Source organism: Staphylococcus sp. 11262D007BW (genome assembly GCF_053547815.1).
This window is the reverse complement of sequence record NZ_JBPWPJ010000001.1, coordinates 1,672,365-1,686,903: the sequence shown is the minus strand read 5'-3', so window position 1 is coordinate 1,686,903 and position 14,539 is coordinate 1,672,365. Positions and strand designations below refer to the sequence as shown.

Here is a 14,539-nt window from a genome sequence, read left to right as displayed (position 1 = left end):
ACTATGTTACAAGAAAAAGTAAAAGTGGCACATATATCAGAACTCGAACCGCTCATTGGGAAAAAAGTGGTCATTAATGATTTAACAATTGGGTTGTTTTTAATGGAAGATGGAGAAGTGCGTGCGGTGAATAACATTTGTCCACATCAACAAGGTCCTTTATCAGAAGGGACAGTAAGTGGTCACTATGTGTATTGTCCATTACATGATCAAAAAATTGATTTAAATACAGGAATGGTACAAGAGCCTGATGAAGGATGTGTGGAGACTTACCCAGTTGAAATAGTAGATGGAGACATCTTTATATGTCTTTAAATAATTCTTCAAAAGTTTATTTAGTGGGTGCTGGACCTGGGCACCCACTTTACCTTACACGAAAAGCAGAATGGTGTATTAGACAAGCAGACGTCATTTTATATGATCAGTTGGTTAATCCATTTATATTACAGTTATCAAAACCAAGTGCAGAATGGATTCATGTAGGCAAAACGCCTTATACAAAATACATTAAGCAAGCACGCATTAATCAATTACTCGTAGATAATGCTCAAACATATCGCACAGTGGTACGGTTAAAAGGGGGAGATCCTGCAATATTTGGTCGTGTCACAGAGGAAGTAGAAATATTAAAAACACATCATATCTCTTATGAAATTGTACCCGGTATTACAGCCGCGAGTGCAGCTATGAGTCAACTAGGTCGTGGATTGACTGAAAGAAATATTTCAACTTCCATTACATTCACCACGGGTCATTTTAAAAATAATGAAGAAAATGAGATTGATCTTACAACGCTAGAACATAATGGGACCCTTGCGATTTATATGGGTGTAAAACGATTGCCACAACTCGTTGACCAAATCGAAAAGCATATTAAAAAAGATTTACCTGTTGCAGTGATTTTTAATGCAACGTGTTTGAATCAGTATATTGTGACAGGAACGGTCACTTCAATCGTTCATCAAATTCAACAATTGCCAGAACGGTTGGGACCTGGTGTAACCATTGTTGGAGAGGTTGCAAGAAATCTTAGTGCAGATGAGACGCTGCCGAATACACCACCTCCAACGGTATTATTAAAAGGTGACAAAGAAGCATGTCTCATGAAAGCGTATGAGTTATATGAGGAAGGGATTCGTGCATTTCTCGACTACCGAGAGGATAGCGCAATACATCCTTCGCAACGTGAGACGATACAATCACTCATAGATCAATCGACTGTTAGTGAAATCATTGATATTTCGTAACATGATTAAGTCTACTTTTAAATTAAGATGAGGCAGGAGAACGCTTTAATGATTTCCTCGCCTCATTTTTAATATTTAATCCCCACCTATTAACTTGTTTTTGAATCAAAACACGCTTTACAATAAACCGTTTGCGTTTTAGCCCAATTTTTCAAATGAGTTATTCCGTTTAAGTCAGACACATTGGTATGAATGAAAATTTGATCTCCTTTTTCTAATTTCTTGTTACAGTTAGTACACTTTAATTCTACTAAAAACATCCATATTCCTCCTTGTTTATGAGTTGATATGAGTATATCTATTTGCTCTGAGTTTGTAAAAATATATTGAAATTCAAGGGTTTACCAAAAATATAGGTGATTTTCACAATCTTTTAATTTTTATTGTACTAAATGTGCTAGGATAAATGAGAATACATTAAGAGGGAGGATTTCAATGAGGAATCGGTTATTTAAAGTCATGTTATGCATGTGCTGTATTATTTGCGGCATGGTTGTCTTTCATTTTACATCTGTTAAAGCTGCCGAGACAGATGTATCTGCCGAAGCATCATCAGATACTTTAGTGCAATCTGGTATGTCACCAGCACAAGATAATAATGACGCACAACAAACAGAATTGACACAGCCGAGTGCAAATAACACACCAGTAGAGGAAGCGGCTAACACAACGAATCAGCAAGACGCAGTGACTGCTGATGAAGATACCGCACCTATAGCAACAGCACCCAAAGCTCAGGTTGAAACAGATAAGGTTGCTGACTTAAACACCAAGGAAGACGACTCAGCGTTAGAACCAACTTCTTCACAATTAAATGAAGCACCGTCAAACGACCCAAAAGAAGAACAACTGGAGGAGTCATCGGCACTTCAACAAGATGTCACTGTTCAGGAAACAGGGCAAAATGTGGCGCAACCCAATGAACCAACTACGCAATTACGTGCAGCGACTGCAACTGATAACGCAACAACGACTCAACCTACTACATCAAAACGGACTATTTTACATACAAATGATATGCATGGTCGTATTGTAGAAGAGGATGGCAGTGTTATTGGTATGCCAAAATTAAAAACATTAAAAGAGCAAACTCAGCCTGATTTAATGGTAGATGCTGGGGATGCTTTTCAAGGATTACCACTTTCGAATCAATCGAAAGGTGAAGAAATGGCTAAAGCGATGAATGAAGTCGGCTATGATGCGATGACAGCTGGTAACCATGAATTTGACTTTGGCTATGATCAACTTAAAAAGTTAGAAGGTATGCTTAATTTTCCGATTGTAAGTGCCAATGTTTACAAAGATGGAGAGCTTGCATTTCAACCTTCTACGGTGATAGAAAAGAATGGTTTAAATTATGGGGTGATTGGCGTGACAACCCCTGAAACGAAAACAAAAACAAGTCCCAGTGGTATTGAAGGCATTACTTTTGATGATCCTTTACCAAGTGTGACACGTGAAATGGATCGCTTAAATGGACAAGTGGATACATTCGTCATTTTATCTCACCTTGGTATTGATGAAACCACACCTGAAAAATGGCGCGGTGACTACTTAACCCAACAATTAAGTCAAAATAAAGCTTATCAAGTGCCTATTTTCGTGATTGATGGTCATTCTCATACTGTTTTAGAAAATGGTCAAACATATGGCCGAAATATTTTAGCGCAAACTGGCACAGCTTTAGCTAATGTCGGACAAATTGCGTTCAATCACAATAAGGGGCAAATTGATCAAGCGACAGCGTCTTTGATTTCTGTAGAAGATGTGAAAGATATCCAACTGAATGCGGCACTACAAGCGCAAGTGGATAAAGCTAATCAAGCTTATTTAGAGGAAACATCGAAAGTTATTTTACCGAATAATACGATTGAATTTAACGGTGAACGCGAGCAAGTACGTACAGGGGAAACGAATCTCGGTAATGCGATTGCAGACGCGATGGAAGCATACGGTCAAGATGGTTTTAGTCACCCATCTGATTTTGCAGTCACTAATAGTGGTGGCATTCGTGCCTCGATTTCAAAAGGTGAAGTGACATTGAATGATATTATTACTGTATTGCCATTTGGAAATACGATTGCACAAGTTCAAGTCAAAGGGTCAGACGTATTAAAAGCATTTGAACACAGTCTTGGTGCACAAACTGTGGATAAAGAGGGTCAAAAACAACTTGCAGCGAATGGCGGTTTGTTACAAATATCAAACGCTGTCCGTGTCTATTATGATATTGATCAAGAAGCGGGACAACGTATTCGAGAAGTTCAAGTTTTAAATCGACAAACGCATCAATTTGAACCACTTGATTTAAATCGTACCTATTACATTGCGACAAATGATTTTACAGCATCTGGTGGCGATGGATTTGATATGTTAGTAGGGCCTCGTGAAGAAGGGGTTTCTTTGGATCAGGTCTTTGCAGAGTATTTAGAGTCTGCTGATTTATCACAATACGATACAACAGAAGCGACAAGAATGATTAATGGCGAACCAAATGCTACAGATACATCAGCACAAGTAGACCCATCTGTAGATACATCTACAAGCACTAATGACATAGAAACATCTGTTAGCACTCAACAACCCACTGTAACAACAGAGACACAAGCAACTGCGCAAAATGTGATGCCATTTCCAGGGGCGTCTATCTCAACAGAGCAGGCATCTTCTGCAGAAACATCAATTCCAATACAACATATTGCTCAAGCTAATGCGGAAATAGCTAATGATTTCCCGGGGAATATGCATCACGATACGTCATTAGAGACGCATGCAAATGGAAAGTCAGCCATGGACAGTAACATGAAACAAGTTACAAATGGCGTAAACCAATTCAACACAACAGCACCAGAGACTCAACATGACCAACATCAATTACCTGACACTGGCACAACACAAAATATACCAGTAGGAGCGGGGATCGTTCTTATTGGTGCAGGACTTTTTGTCATACGACAACGTCAAAGAAAAGTTAGTTAAATCAATAAATACTTTAAAGACTGAAAGAGCAGCGCGAGCTTTTTCAGTCTTTTTTGATCTTACGCTGTATTTCAAGACAATAGGGATTCCCTTAGTTGAAATAGGTAATTCCCTAATATCGTGAAAAGATGAACAAATGTAGAATAGTAGTTAACAAGGAAAGCTATGCGTATTGAGGAGGATGAACATGGCAAAATTTGGGTTAAATTTCTTTAAACCAACTGAAAAGTTTAACGGGAACTGGTCAGTTTTAGAACATAAAAGTCGTGAATGGGAAAAAATGTATAGAGAAAGATGGAGTCATGACAAAGTCGTTCGTACTACTCATGGTGTGAACTGTACAGGGTCATGCTCGTGGAAAGTGTTTGTGAAAAATGGTGTGATTACTTGGGAGAACCAACAAATTGATTATCCAAGTTGTGGCCCAGATATGCCAGAGTTTGAACCTAGAGGATGTCCACGTGGTGCATCTTTCTCATGGTATGAATATAGCCCATTACGAATTAAATATCCTTATGTAAGAGGAAAATTATGGGAATTATGGACAGAAGCTTTAGAAGAATATCAAGATCCAATTAAAGCTTGGGCTTCAATTATTGAAGATGACGAAAAAGCCCGTATTTATAAAAGTGCTCGCGGAAAAGGTGGTCATATACGTGCGAATTGGAGAGATATCTCACAACTTATCTCTGCACAATTAATTTATACAATTAAAAAAGATGGACCTGACCGTATTGCAGGGTTTACACCTATTCCAGCGATGTCGATGATTAGTTATGCTGCTGGGGCGCGTTTTATTTCATTACTTGGTGGCGAAATGCTTAGTTTCTACGATTGGTATGCCGATTTACCACCTGCTTCACCACAAATTTGGGGTGAGCAAACAGACGTACCTGAATCAAGTGACTGGTACAATGCTTCTTACATTATGATGTGGGGTTCTAACGTACCATTAACACGTACACCAGATGCGCATTTTATGACAGAAGTACGTTACAAAGGTGCAAAAGTAATTTCTGTGGCACCTGACTATGCGGAAAACGTAAAGTTTGCGGATAATTGGTTAGCGCCAAATCCAGGTACAGATGCAGCAGTTGCACAAGCAATGACACATGTTATTTTACAAGAGTTTTATGAAGATACGCCTTCTGAGATGTTCATCAACTATGCAAAACAATATTCTGATATGCCATTTATTATTCGATTAGATCAAGATGCTAAAGGCTATAAAGCGGGACGTTTCTTACGTTCAAGCGACTTTGGTGGTACGACTCAAAATAGTGAATGGAAACCAGTTATTTTAGACGCATTCACTGATTCTATTCAAGTGCCTAACGGAACAATGGGTCAACGTTGGGAAGATGACAAACAATGGAACCTTAAACTTGAAAATGAACAAGGTCAATCAATTGATCCAGTGTTAACAGTAGCGAGTGGCTCATATGAATTACAAACAATTCAATTCCCTTATTTTGATAACGATGGTAATGGTGTATTTGAACGTGTCATTCCAGTTCGTAAAATGACTTTAGCGAATGGTGAAGAAACATATGTCACAACAATTTATGATTTAATGGCCAGTCAATACGGCATTAAACGTTTTGGTCATCAGTTAGAATCTACAGGATTTGATGATGCGTCATCATTCTACACACCAGCTTGGCAAGAAAAAGTAACAGGAGTGAAAGCATCACTCATTACACAAGTCGCACGTGAATTTGCGCAAAACGCGATTGATACAGGCGGCCGCTCAATGATTATTATGGGTGCAGGTATTAACCACTGGTTTAACTCAGATACGATTTATCGTGCGGTATTAAACCTTGTGATTTTATGTGGTTGCCAAGGTGTGAACGGCGGAGGCTGGGCACATTATGTTGGACAAGAAAAATGTCGTCCAATTGAAGGCTGGAATACAATTGCCTTTGCGAAAGACTGGCAAGCACCACCACGTTTACAAAATGGTACAAGCTGGTTCTACTTTGCGACAGATCAATGGAAATATGAAGAATCAGGTGTCGATCGTTTAGCGTCACCATTAGCAGAAAATATTAAGTTACAACACCCAGCAGATTACAACGTATTAGCAGCGCGTAATGGCTGGTTACCATCTTATCCGCAGTTTGATCGCAATAGCTTGTTATGGGGCGAAGAAGCAAGAGATCGTGGAGAATTTACGAATGAAGCGATTTTACAACGTGCGATTGACGATGTGAAATCACGACAAACAAAATTTGCTATTGAAAATCCTGGTTTACGTAAAAACCATCCAAAAACATTATTTGTATGGCGTTCAAATTTAATTTCAAGTTCTGCTAAAGGTCAAGAATACTTTATGAAACACTTATTAGGTGCAAAATCTGCACTTATGGCTGAGCCGAACTTAACAGATAAGCCTGATGAGATTGAATGGAGCGAGGATACAGTTGGTAAACTTGATTTACTAGTATCACTAGACTTCCGTATGACAGCTACACCACTGTATTCAGATGTCGTTTTACCGGCAGCAACATGGTATGAAAAACATGATTTATCTTCTACAGATATGCATCCATTTATTCATCCATTTAACCCGGCTATCGACCCATTATGGGAATCTCGTTCAGATTGGGATATTTTCAAAACAATTAGTAAAACGTTCTCTGATATGTCAAAAGTGCATTTAACTGGCACATATAAAGATGTTGTGACATCACCACTTGCACACGATTCAAAACAAGAAATTTCGCTTGCATATGGTCAAGTACACGATTGGACAAAAGGTGATGTTGAAGCCATTCCAGGAAAAACAATGCCAGGATTTGCGATTGTTGATCGTACTTTTACAGATGTATATGACAAGTTCGTTTCAGTAGGACCTTTACTTGAAAACGGTAAAGTTGGCGCACATGGTGTGAGTTTCTCAGTTAAAGAAGAATATGACGAATTACGCAGCATGGTGGGCACTTGGGAAGATGAGACAGTGAAATCGAATAAACCACGTATCGATACAGCGCGCAGAGTCGCAGATGTCATATTAAATGTTTCTTCCGCTTCAAATGGTCGTGTGTCTCAAAAATCATATGAAGATTTAGAAGCACAAACAGGAATGGAACTTAAAGATATTTCAGCTGAACGTGCGTCAGAAAAAATTACATTCTTAAATATTACATCACAACCACGTGAAGTCATTCCGACAGCTGTTTTCCCAGGTTCTAATAAACAAGGACGTCGTTATTCACCATTTACAACGAATATTGAACGTCTAGTGCCATTTAGAACGTTAACAGGACGTCAAAGCTACTATATTGACCATGAAGTGTTCCAACAATTCGGGGAAGCATTACCAGTGTATAAACCGACATTACCGCCAATGGTATTTGGTACGAAAGATAAAGAAGTTAAGGGCGGTGTAGATGCGCTTGTACTAAGATATTTAACACCGCATGGTAAGTGGAATATCCACTCAACATATCAAGATAACCAACATATGTTGACGTTATTCCGTGGAGGCCCAACAGTATGGCTTTCAAATGAAGATGCAGCACAATATGATATTGAAGATAATGATTGGTTAGAAGTATATAACAGAAATGGTGTCGTAACAGCGCGTGCCGTCGTATCTCACCGTATGCCAAGAGGTACAATGTTTATGTATCACGCACAAGATAAGCACATCGAAACACCAGGATCTGAAATTTCAGGTACACGTGGTGGTTCACATAACGCACCAACACGTATTCACTTAAAACCAACACAATTAATGGGCGGTTATGCTCAAATCAGTTATTCGTTTAATTATTATGGACCAATTGGAAACCAACGTGATGTTTACGTTGCTGTTAGAAAGATGAAAGAGGTGGATTGGCTTGAAGATTAAAGCACAAGTTGCAATGGTATTAAACTTAGATAAATGTATCGGGTGTCATACATGTAGTGTAACGTGTAAAAGTACTTGGACTAACCGTCCAGGTGCTGAATACATGTGGTTTAACAACGTCGAAACAAAACCAGGGATTGGATATCCTAAACGTTGGGAAGATCAAGAACATTATAAAGGTGGATGGACACTTAATAAAAAGGGCAAACTTGAGTTAAAATCCGGCACACGTCTTAATAAAATTGCTTTAGGTAAAATTTTCTACAATCCTAATATGCCAGTCATCAAAGACTATTATGAACCTTGGACATATAACTATGAACATCTTACAACAGCGAAAGACTCTGAACATTCACCTGTGGCAAAAGCCTATTCAGCAATGACTGGAGATCGTATGGATATCGATTGGGGGCCAAACTGGGAAGATGACTTAGCAGGTGCACATGTTACTGGCCCACAAGATCCTAATATTCAAAAAATTGAAGAAGAGATTAAATTTAATTTTGATCAAACATTTATGATGTATTTACCACGTTTATGTGAACATTGTTTAAACCCAAGTTGTGTCGCATCTTGTCCATCAGGTGCAATGTATAAACGTGATGAAGACGGTATCGTTCTTGTCGACCAAGATGCTTGTCGTGGATGGCGCTACTGTATGACAGGATGCCCATACAAAAAAGTATATTTCAACTGGAAAACAAATAAAGCTGAAAAATGTACATTCTGTTTCCCACGTGTTGAAGCGGGTATTCCGACAGTTTGTTCTGAAACATGTACAGGTCGTATGCGTTATTTAGGTGTTTTATTATATGATGCGGATCGTGTTCAAGAAGCAGCATCAGCAGAAAATGAACAAGATTTATACGAAAAACAACTTGATTTATTCTTAAATCCATTTGACGAAGATGTGATTGAACAAGCAGAAAAAGATGGTATTTCACAAGAATGGATTGAAGCAGCACAAAACTCTCCAATCTATAAATTAGCCATTGAATATAAATTAGCGTTCCCATTACACCCAGAATACCGCACAATGCCAATGGTTTGGTATTGCCCACCATTAAGTCCAATTATGAACTATTTTGAAGGTAAAAATTCAGGTAATAATCCAGATGCGATTTTCCCTGCTATTGAAGAAATGCGTTTACCTGTTCAGTATTTAGCAGAATTATTTACTGCTGGTGATACGACAGCAGTAAAAGGATCATTACAACGTATGGCAATGATGAGAAGTTATATGCGTGCACAAAATACTGGACGAGAATTTGATACGTCACGTTTAGAGCGTGTGGGCTTAACAGAACGCCAAGCTAAAGATATGTATCGTTTACTAGCGATTGCTAAACACGAAGACCGCTTTGTGATTCCGACTTCACATAAAGAACAATACATGGATACGTATGCAGCACAAGGTAGTCAAGGTTACGGTGGAGAATACTTTGGCGCAAATTGTGATGGATGTGGCGTTCCAGTAGGTGCTGGCGGTAAATCTGGTAGAGAAATCTACAACGATAACTTCTATGGAGGGATTTTCCGTGATTAACCTTGAAACGTTGAAATACTATAAAGATACGTTGGGGTATATGAGTCAACAATTAAGTTTCCCGGAAAAGTTAACCTTCCATCCAAAAACATTCGAAGATATTTTCACTGAGGATCACCCAGCGTATCCTCACGTGAAACAATATCGAGCATTAATGTATGAAAAAAGTTTATCAGAAATTAAAGCACTGTACACAGATACATTTGACTTTAACAAGAAGACCACTTTATATATGACTTTTAATAAATTTGATACTCAAAAAGAAAGAGGGCAAATGTTAGCGAAACTCAAAGTTTTATATGAAATGTTTGGGTTAGAAATGCCGTCATCTGAGCTTTCAGATTACTTGCCATTAATGTTGGAATTTTTATATGCTGCAGAATTTGATGGCGATGATCGAGCACAAGAAAATACACAATTGCTCATTATGATTATTGAAGATGGGACTTATCCGATCATGAAATATTTAGAAGAAAAAGGAAACCCATATAGTCATTTAATTCGTGGCCTCCGTGAAACGTTAAAACGTTGTATCGTACAAGGTAATGAGGTGACGCAAAATGTTTAATCAGTTTCTATGGGTAATATTTCCTTATCTTTGCTTAGCCATTTTTATCATTGGTCATATTGCGCGTTATAAATTTGACCAATTTTCATGGACAGCAAAATCAAGTGAGTTTATTGAAAAAAAACGACTTAAATGGGGCAGTTTGATGTTCCATTTAGGCGTGATACCAGTGTTTTTTGGTCATGTCGTTGGTTTATTGGTTCCAGCAAGTTGGTTAGAAGCAGTAGGTGTAAGTGATCATTTATATCATATTGGAGCCGTGTATATTGGTAGTATTTTTGGTATAATAACGCTTATTGGAATGTTTTTATTAACTGCACGACGTATTACAAAACATAACGTACGTCGATTAAGTTCGGCGTCAGATATATTTGTTAACTTATTATTGTTACTTATTGTTTTCGTTGGCTGTTATGCAACGTTAGTAACAAATGTGACAACACCAGAGTTTGATTATAGACAAACAATTTCAATTTGGTTTAGAGGACTATTTATGTTGAGTCCTGATGCAAGTTTAATGACACAAGTTCCACTTGCATTTAAATTACATGTGCTGTTAGGATTTACGATTATGGCTTGTTGGCCATTTACACGCTTGGTTCATGTATGGAGTGTTCCTTTATCATATGCGAACCGTAGCTATATTATTTATCGTAAGCACAAAGTCTAAGATGGAGTGATGACCATGGAACAGATTGATGTTACGCAACATGACTATCAAGATGAGCTAGATACATTGCGTCGTGAATATCAATTTGACTTTGCTGGACTTGCCTTACCAATGGAAGATCATGTAGGCACTAAAATAAAGTGGCGTTTTGTTTCGGGAAACATCAATGATAGATATCAACGTATTATACTGCGTCATGGTCGAGGAGTAGCAGGTAACGTGATGAAAACAGGAAAACCTATGATTATTCGCGATGCTACTCAAAATGATATTCAAAATACTTTGTTTAATTTTCCAATTATTATTAGTGAGGCCTTAACGTCTCTTATTGCAATACCGCTTTGGCACAATCATCGTGTTAAAGGGGTGTTGTTATTTGGACAACGTGATGGCAAACCATTACCTGAAATAGCGCAACATATTTCGCAAATTAAAGGAATTGGACAATTAACAAGTGAAGATAAGGTGATTTCATAGTGAAGCAACAAACTGATGAACTATCGCAATTATTGAGTGCTTATTATCAAACGACGTCTGAAATGATTATATTTATTGATCGACATGGCAAGGTGATTTATATGAATGATGCGGCAAAACGTGTCATTTCACCAGATAATACGCTTAGTGAACCTTCTCATTCTATATGCGGACGATGCGAAGGGCATACCAATGAATATGGTATTCAAACTTGCTATAATTGTTTTTTAGAATCAGATACGATTGGTAATACGACGTTTCAAGTCTTTATGAGAACGACAGATAATAAGGTAGAACCTTTTACTGCTTCTTATCAAACGATTGATGAAGCGCGTCAAATCAAGGCGTTTACATTACAAAATGTCACACCTCAATTAGAACGCCAAGAAAAAGTGTATCAACGTGATATGATTCAAAAAACTATCGCTGCGCAAGAAAATGAACGAAAGCGTATATCTAGAGAATTACATGATGGTGTCGTTCAAGAATTAATTAATGTAAATGTTGAATTACGATTATTGAAATATCAAGAAGATATGGATGCATTAATGGAACAATCCAAAAATATTGAAGGATTAATGAGTAAGTTAATTGATGATATTCGAAATCTTTCGCTTGAATTGCGACCTTCTTCATTAGATGATTTGGGACTTAATGCAGCATTTAAGTCCTATTTTAAACAATTAGAAAATAATTATGGGGTTATTGTTAATTATCATTTCGATGTTGGAGATGAACGTTTTCATAATGAAGTAGAAACGGTTGTATATCGTATTGTTCAAGAAGCGGTATTTAATGCCATGAAATATGCAGCGGTTGATTCAATTGATGTCAATGTACACAGAGATCAAAACACGTTGTTTGCTGAGGTTTCTGACCAAGGATTAGGGTTCGATCCAAGTGATTCGCCAAAAGGGTCAGGACTTGGTTTATATGGTATGAACGAACGCGCAGAGTTGGTCAATGGCAAGTTAAATATTGAGACACAAAAAGGTAAAGGTACGATTGTGACATTAGAAGTACCGATTTACTAAAGTGAGGGGAATAATAGATGAAAATCGTAATTGCAGATGATCATGCTGTTGTACGTACAGGGTTTTCCATGATACTTAATTTTCAAAGTGATATGGAAGTTGTAGGGACTGCAGCAGATGGTGGCGAAGCCTATCAAAAAGTGATGGAGCATAAACCAGATGTTTTAATTATGGATTTAAGCATGCCCCCTGGCGAATCAGGTTTAATTGCAACAAGTAAGATACTGGATAGTTTTCCTGAAACAAAAATACTCATTTTGACAATGTATGATGATGAAGAATATTTATTTCATGTATTACGTAGTGGGGCGAGTGGCTATATTTTAAAAAATGCACCAGATGAACAGTTGTTATTAGCCATTCGTACAGTGTATAAAGGTGAAACATATATCGATCCGAAAATGACAACCTCACTTGTGAAAGAATTTGTTCATTCGTCAAAAAGCGATGAGTATTCAAACGATCCATTTAAGATTTTATCTAAAAGAGAACTTGAAATTTTACCGTTAATTGCTAAAGGCTACGGCAATAAAGATATTGCTGAAAAATTATTTGTTTCTGTTAAAACGGTCGAAGCACATAAAACACGTATTATGGATAAGCTTGACTTAAAATCAAAACCAGAATTGGTCGAATTTGCGCTTAAGAAAAAATTACTCGACTTTTAAATGATGAGAAGGATGCTTCACTTTTAAAGGCAGTTCAGTCAGTGAGTTTCATTAGTAGTCGTTGATTTATTTAGTAAGTAAGAGCCACGCACATATGTAGTGAACATTACATGATGTGCGTGGTTCTTTTTGTTTTTTAGCGATAGTGAACTCATCGAAATAGGTATAGGGATACACCTTAAAGATATTAGGGGAAATCCTTATGTTATTAATTTCACAATTAATATAGACTATGGTTAAAGGTAATTAATGACATATTAAAGTGAAATTATGAAGAAAGAAAAGGTGAATGAACAATGAAAAAATCGAGTGGAGGTTTGCAGTTAGGCATTCAAACGCTAAGTTTAATCGCTGGATTTATGGCATGGAGTATTATTTCTCCATTAATGCCTTTTATCTCACAAGATGTTTCAATCTCGCCCGCACAAACATCAGTCGTGTTAGCAATACCGGTTATTCTTGGTTCAATTTTACGTGTACCATTTGGTTATTTAACGAATATCATTGGTGCAAAATGGGTGTTCTTTGCAAGTTTTATCATATTACTTGCACCGGTCTTCTTACTCAGTGAGGCAACCACTCCTGGTGCATTAATGTTTGCAGGGTTCTTTTTAGGTGTTGGTGGCGCAGTATTCTCAGTAGGTGTTACATCAATTCCAAAATATTTCTCTAAAGATAAAGTTGGATTAGCCAACGGTATTTATGGTATGGGGAACTTAGGGACTGCCGTATCATCATTCTTAGCACCACCTATTGCAGGTATCATTGGTTGGCAAAATACAGTACGCAGTTATTTAATTGTAATGATTATATTTGCACTTGTTATGTTTTTCTTAGGTGACAAAAAAGAACCTAGAGTGAAAGTGCCATTAATCGATCAATCTAAAAAGTTATTAGCCAATTATAAATTGTATTACTTAAGTTTTTGGTATTTTATTACATTCGGTGCATTTGTGGCATTCGGACTATTCCTACCAAACTATTTAGTAGCTCACTTCGATATTAACGAAGTTGACGCAGGTATTCGAACAGGTGTCTTTATTGCGATAGCGACATTACTTCGTCCTCTAGGCGGTATATTAGGAGATAAATTTAGTGCCGTAACAATGTTAAAAGTATTCTTTGTATTAATGATTATCGGTTCATTTATTTTAGGTATTTCAAGTGAAATTATCTTATTTACAATAGGCTGTTTAACAGTAAGTGTTTCTGCAGGTATTGGCAATGGTCTTGTCTTTAAATTAGTACCATTTTACTTCAGCAAAGAAGCAGGTGTGGCAAATGGTATTGTCTCAATGATGGGCGGCTTAGGTGGTTTCTTCCCACCAATCGTGCTGTCAATCGTAGCTGGATTAACAGGTAGAAGTAACTTAGCATTCATCCTATTATGTATTTTCGGTATTATCGCACTCATTACAATGTTTGATTTAGCAAGACGTGAAAAACGTGAACGTCTTAGTGTAAAATAATAGTTTAGCAAAAGAGTTGTAA

General features: G+C 37.4%; 12 protein-coding genes. 11 read left to right on the top strand and 1 reads right to left on the bottom strand.

Features of this window, described 5'->3' with window-relative positions; translation table 11 throughout:
- Positions 1-3: 3 nt before the first annotated feature.
- Positions 4-315, top strand: coding sequence for a nitrite reductase small subunit NirD (nirD, locus tag ACEE93_RS08450; protein ID WP_449155906.1), 312 nt, complete (start codon positions 4-6; stop codon positions 313-315).
- The gene (gene cobA / locus ACEE93_RS08445) at positions 306-1,247 is read left to right on the top strand and encodes a uroporphyrinogen-III C-methyltransferase (RefSeq protein ID WP_449155907.1); all 942 of its coding nucleotides are present in this window, start codon (positions 306-308) and stop codon (positions 1,245-1,247) included. The genes nirD and cobA overlap by 10 nt, the downstream gene beginning before the upstream one ends.
- An 89-nt stretch (positions 1,248-1,336) precedes the next feature.
- Here cobA and ACEE93_RS08440 read toward each other — a convergent pair whose 3' ends face one another.
- On the bottom strand, positions 1,337-1,507 hold the full coding sequence (locus ACEE93_RS08440; protein WP_449155908.1) for a hypothetical protein: 171 nt from the start codon (positions 1,505-1,507) through the stop codon (positions 1,337-1,339).
- Between the two features lie 175 nt (positions 1,508-1,682).
- On the opposite strand from ACEE93_RS08440, the gene ACEE93_RS08435 reads away from it, so the two are divergent.
- The 9 genes from ACEE93_RS08435 (at position 1,683) to ACEE93_RS08395 (ending at position 14,517) form a co-directional block, all read left to right on the top strand.
- Positions 1,683-4,226: a 5'-nucleotidase C-terminal domain-containing protein gene (locus ACEE93_RS08435; RefSeq protein WP_449156496.1), complete on the top strand. Its 2,544-nt coding sequence runs from the start codon at positions 1,683-1,685 to the stop codon at positions 4,224-4,226.
- Between the two features lie 187 nt (positions 4,227-4,413).
- The gene (locus ACEE93_RS08430; RefSeq protein ID WP_449155910.1) at positions 4,414-8,085 is read left to right on the top strand and encodes a nitrate reductase subunit alpha; all 3,672 of its coding nucleotides are present in this window, start codon (positions 4,414-4,416) and stop codon (positions 8,083-8,085) included.
- A complete protein-coding gene (gene narH, locus ACEE93_RS08425) occupies positions 8,075-9,631 on the top strand; it encodes a nitrate reductase subunit beta (RefSeq protein WP_449156495.1) in 1,557 nt (518 codons plus the stop codon). Before ACEE93_RS08430 ends, narH begins: the two co-directional genes overlap by 11 nt.
- Positions 9,624-10,199 carry a nitrate reductase molybdenum cofactor assembly chaperone gene (gene narJ / locus ACEE93_RS08420; RefSeq protein ID WP_449155912.1) on the top strand — a complete coding sequence of 192 codons (576 nt, stop codon included), beginning with the start codon at positions 9,624-9,626 and terminating at the stop codon, positions 10,197-10,199. The genes narH and narJ overlap by 8 nt, the downstream gene beginning before the upstream one ends.
- On the top strand, positions 10,192-10,869 hold the full coding sequence (gene narI, locus ACEE93_RS08415) for a respiratory nitrate reductase subunit gamma (protein ID WP_449155913.1): 678 nt from the start codon (positions 10,192-10,194) through the stop codon (positions 10,867-10,869). Before narJ ends, narI begins: the two co-directional genes overlap by 8 nt.
- Before the next feature lie 15 nt (positions 10,870-10,884).
- Entirely contained in the window at positions 10,885-11,346 is a 462-nt protein-coding gene (gene nreA, locus ACEE93_RS08410; RefSeq protein ID WP_449155914.1) for a nitrate respiration regulation accessory nitrate sensor NreA, read from the top strand.
- Positions 11,346-12,380, top strand: coding sequence for a sensor histidine kinase (locus tag ACEE93_RS08405; protein ID WP_449155915.1), 1,035 nt, complete (start codon positions 11,346-11,348; stop codon positions 12,378-12,380). The genes nreA and ACEE93_RS08405 overlap by 1 nt, the downstream gene beginning before the upstream one ends.
- A 17-nt stretch (positions 12,381-12,397) precedes the next feature.
- A complete protein-coding gene (nreC, locus tag ACEE93_RS08400; RefSeq protein WP_449155916.1) occupies positions 12,398-13,048 on the top strand; it encodes a nitrate respiration regulation response regulator NreC in 651 nt (216 codons plus the stop codon).
- A gap of 296 nt (positions 13,049-13,344) precedes the next feature.
- Positions 13,345-14,517 (top strand): nitrate/nitrite transporter, encoded by a 1,173-nt coding sequence (locus ACEE93_RS08395; RefSeq protein ID WP_449155917.1) that lies wholly within the window; start codon positions 13,345-13,347, stop codon positions 14,515-14,517.
- Positions 14,518-14,539 lie beyond the last annotated feature (22 nt).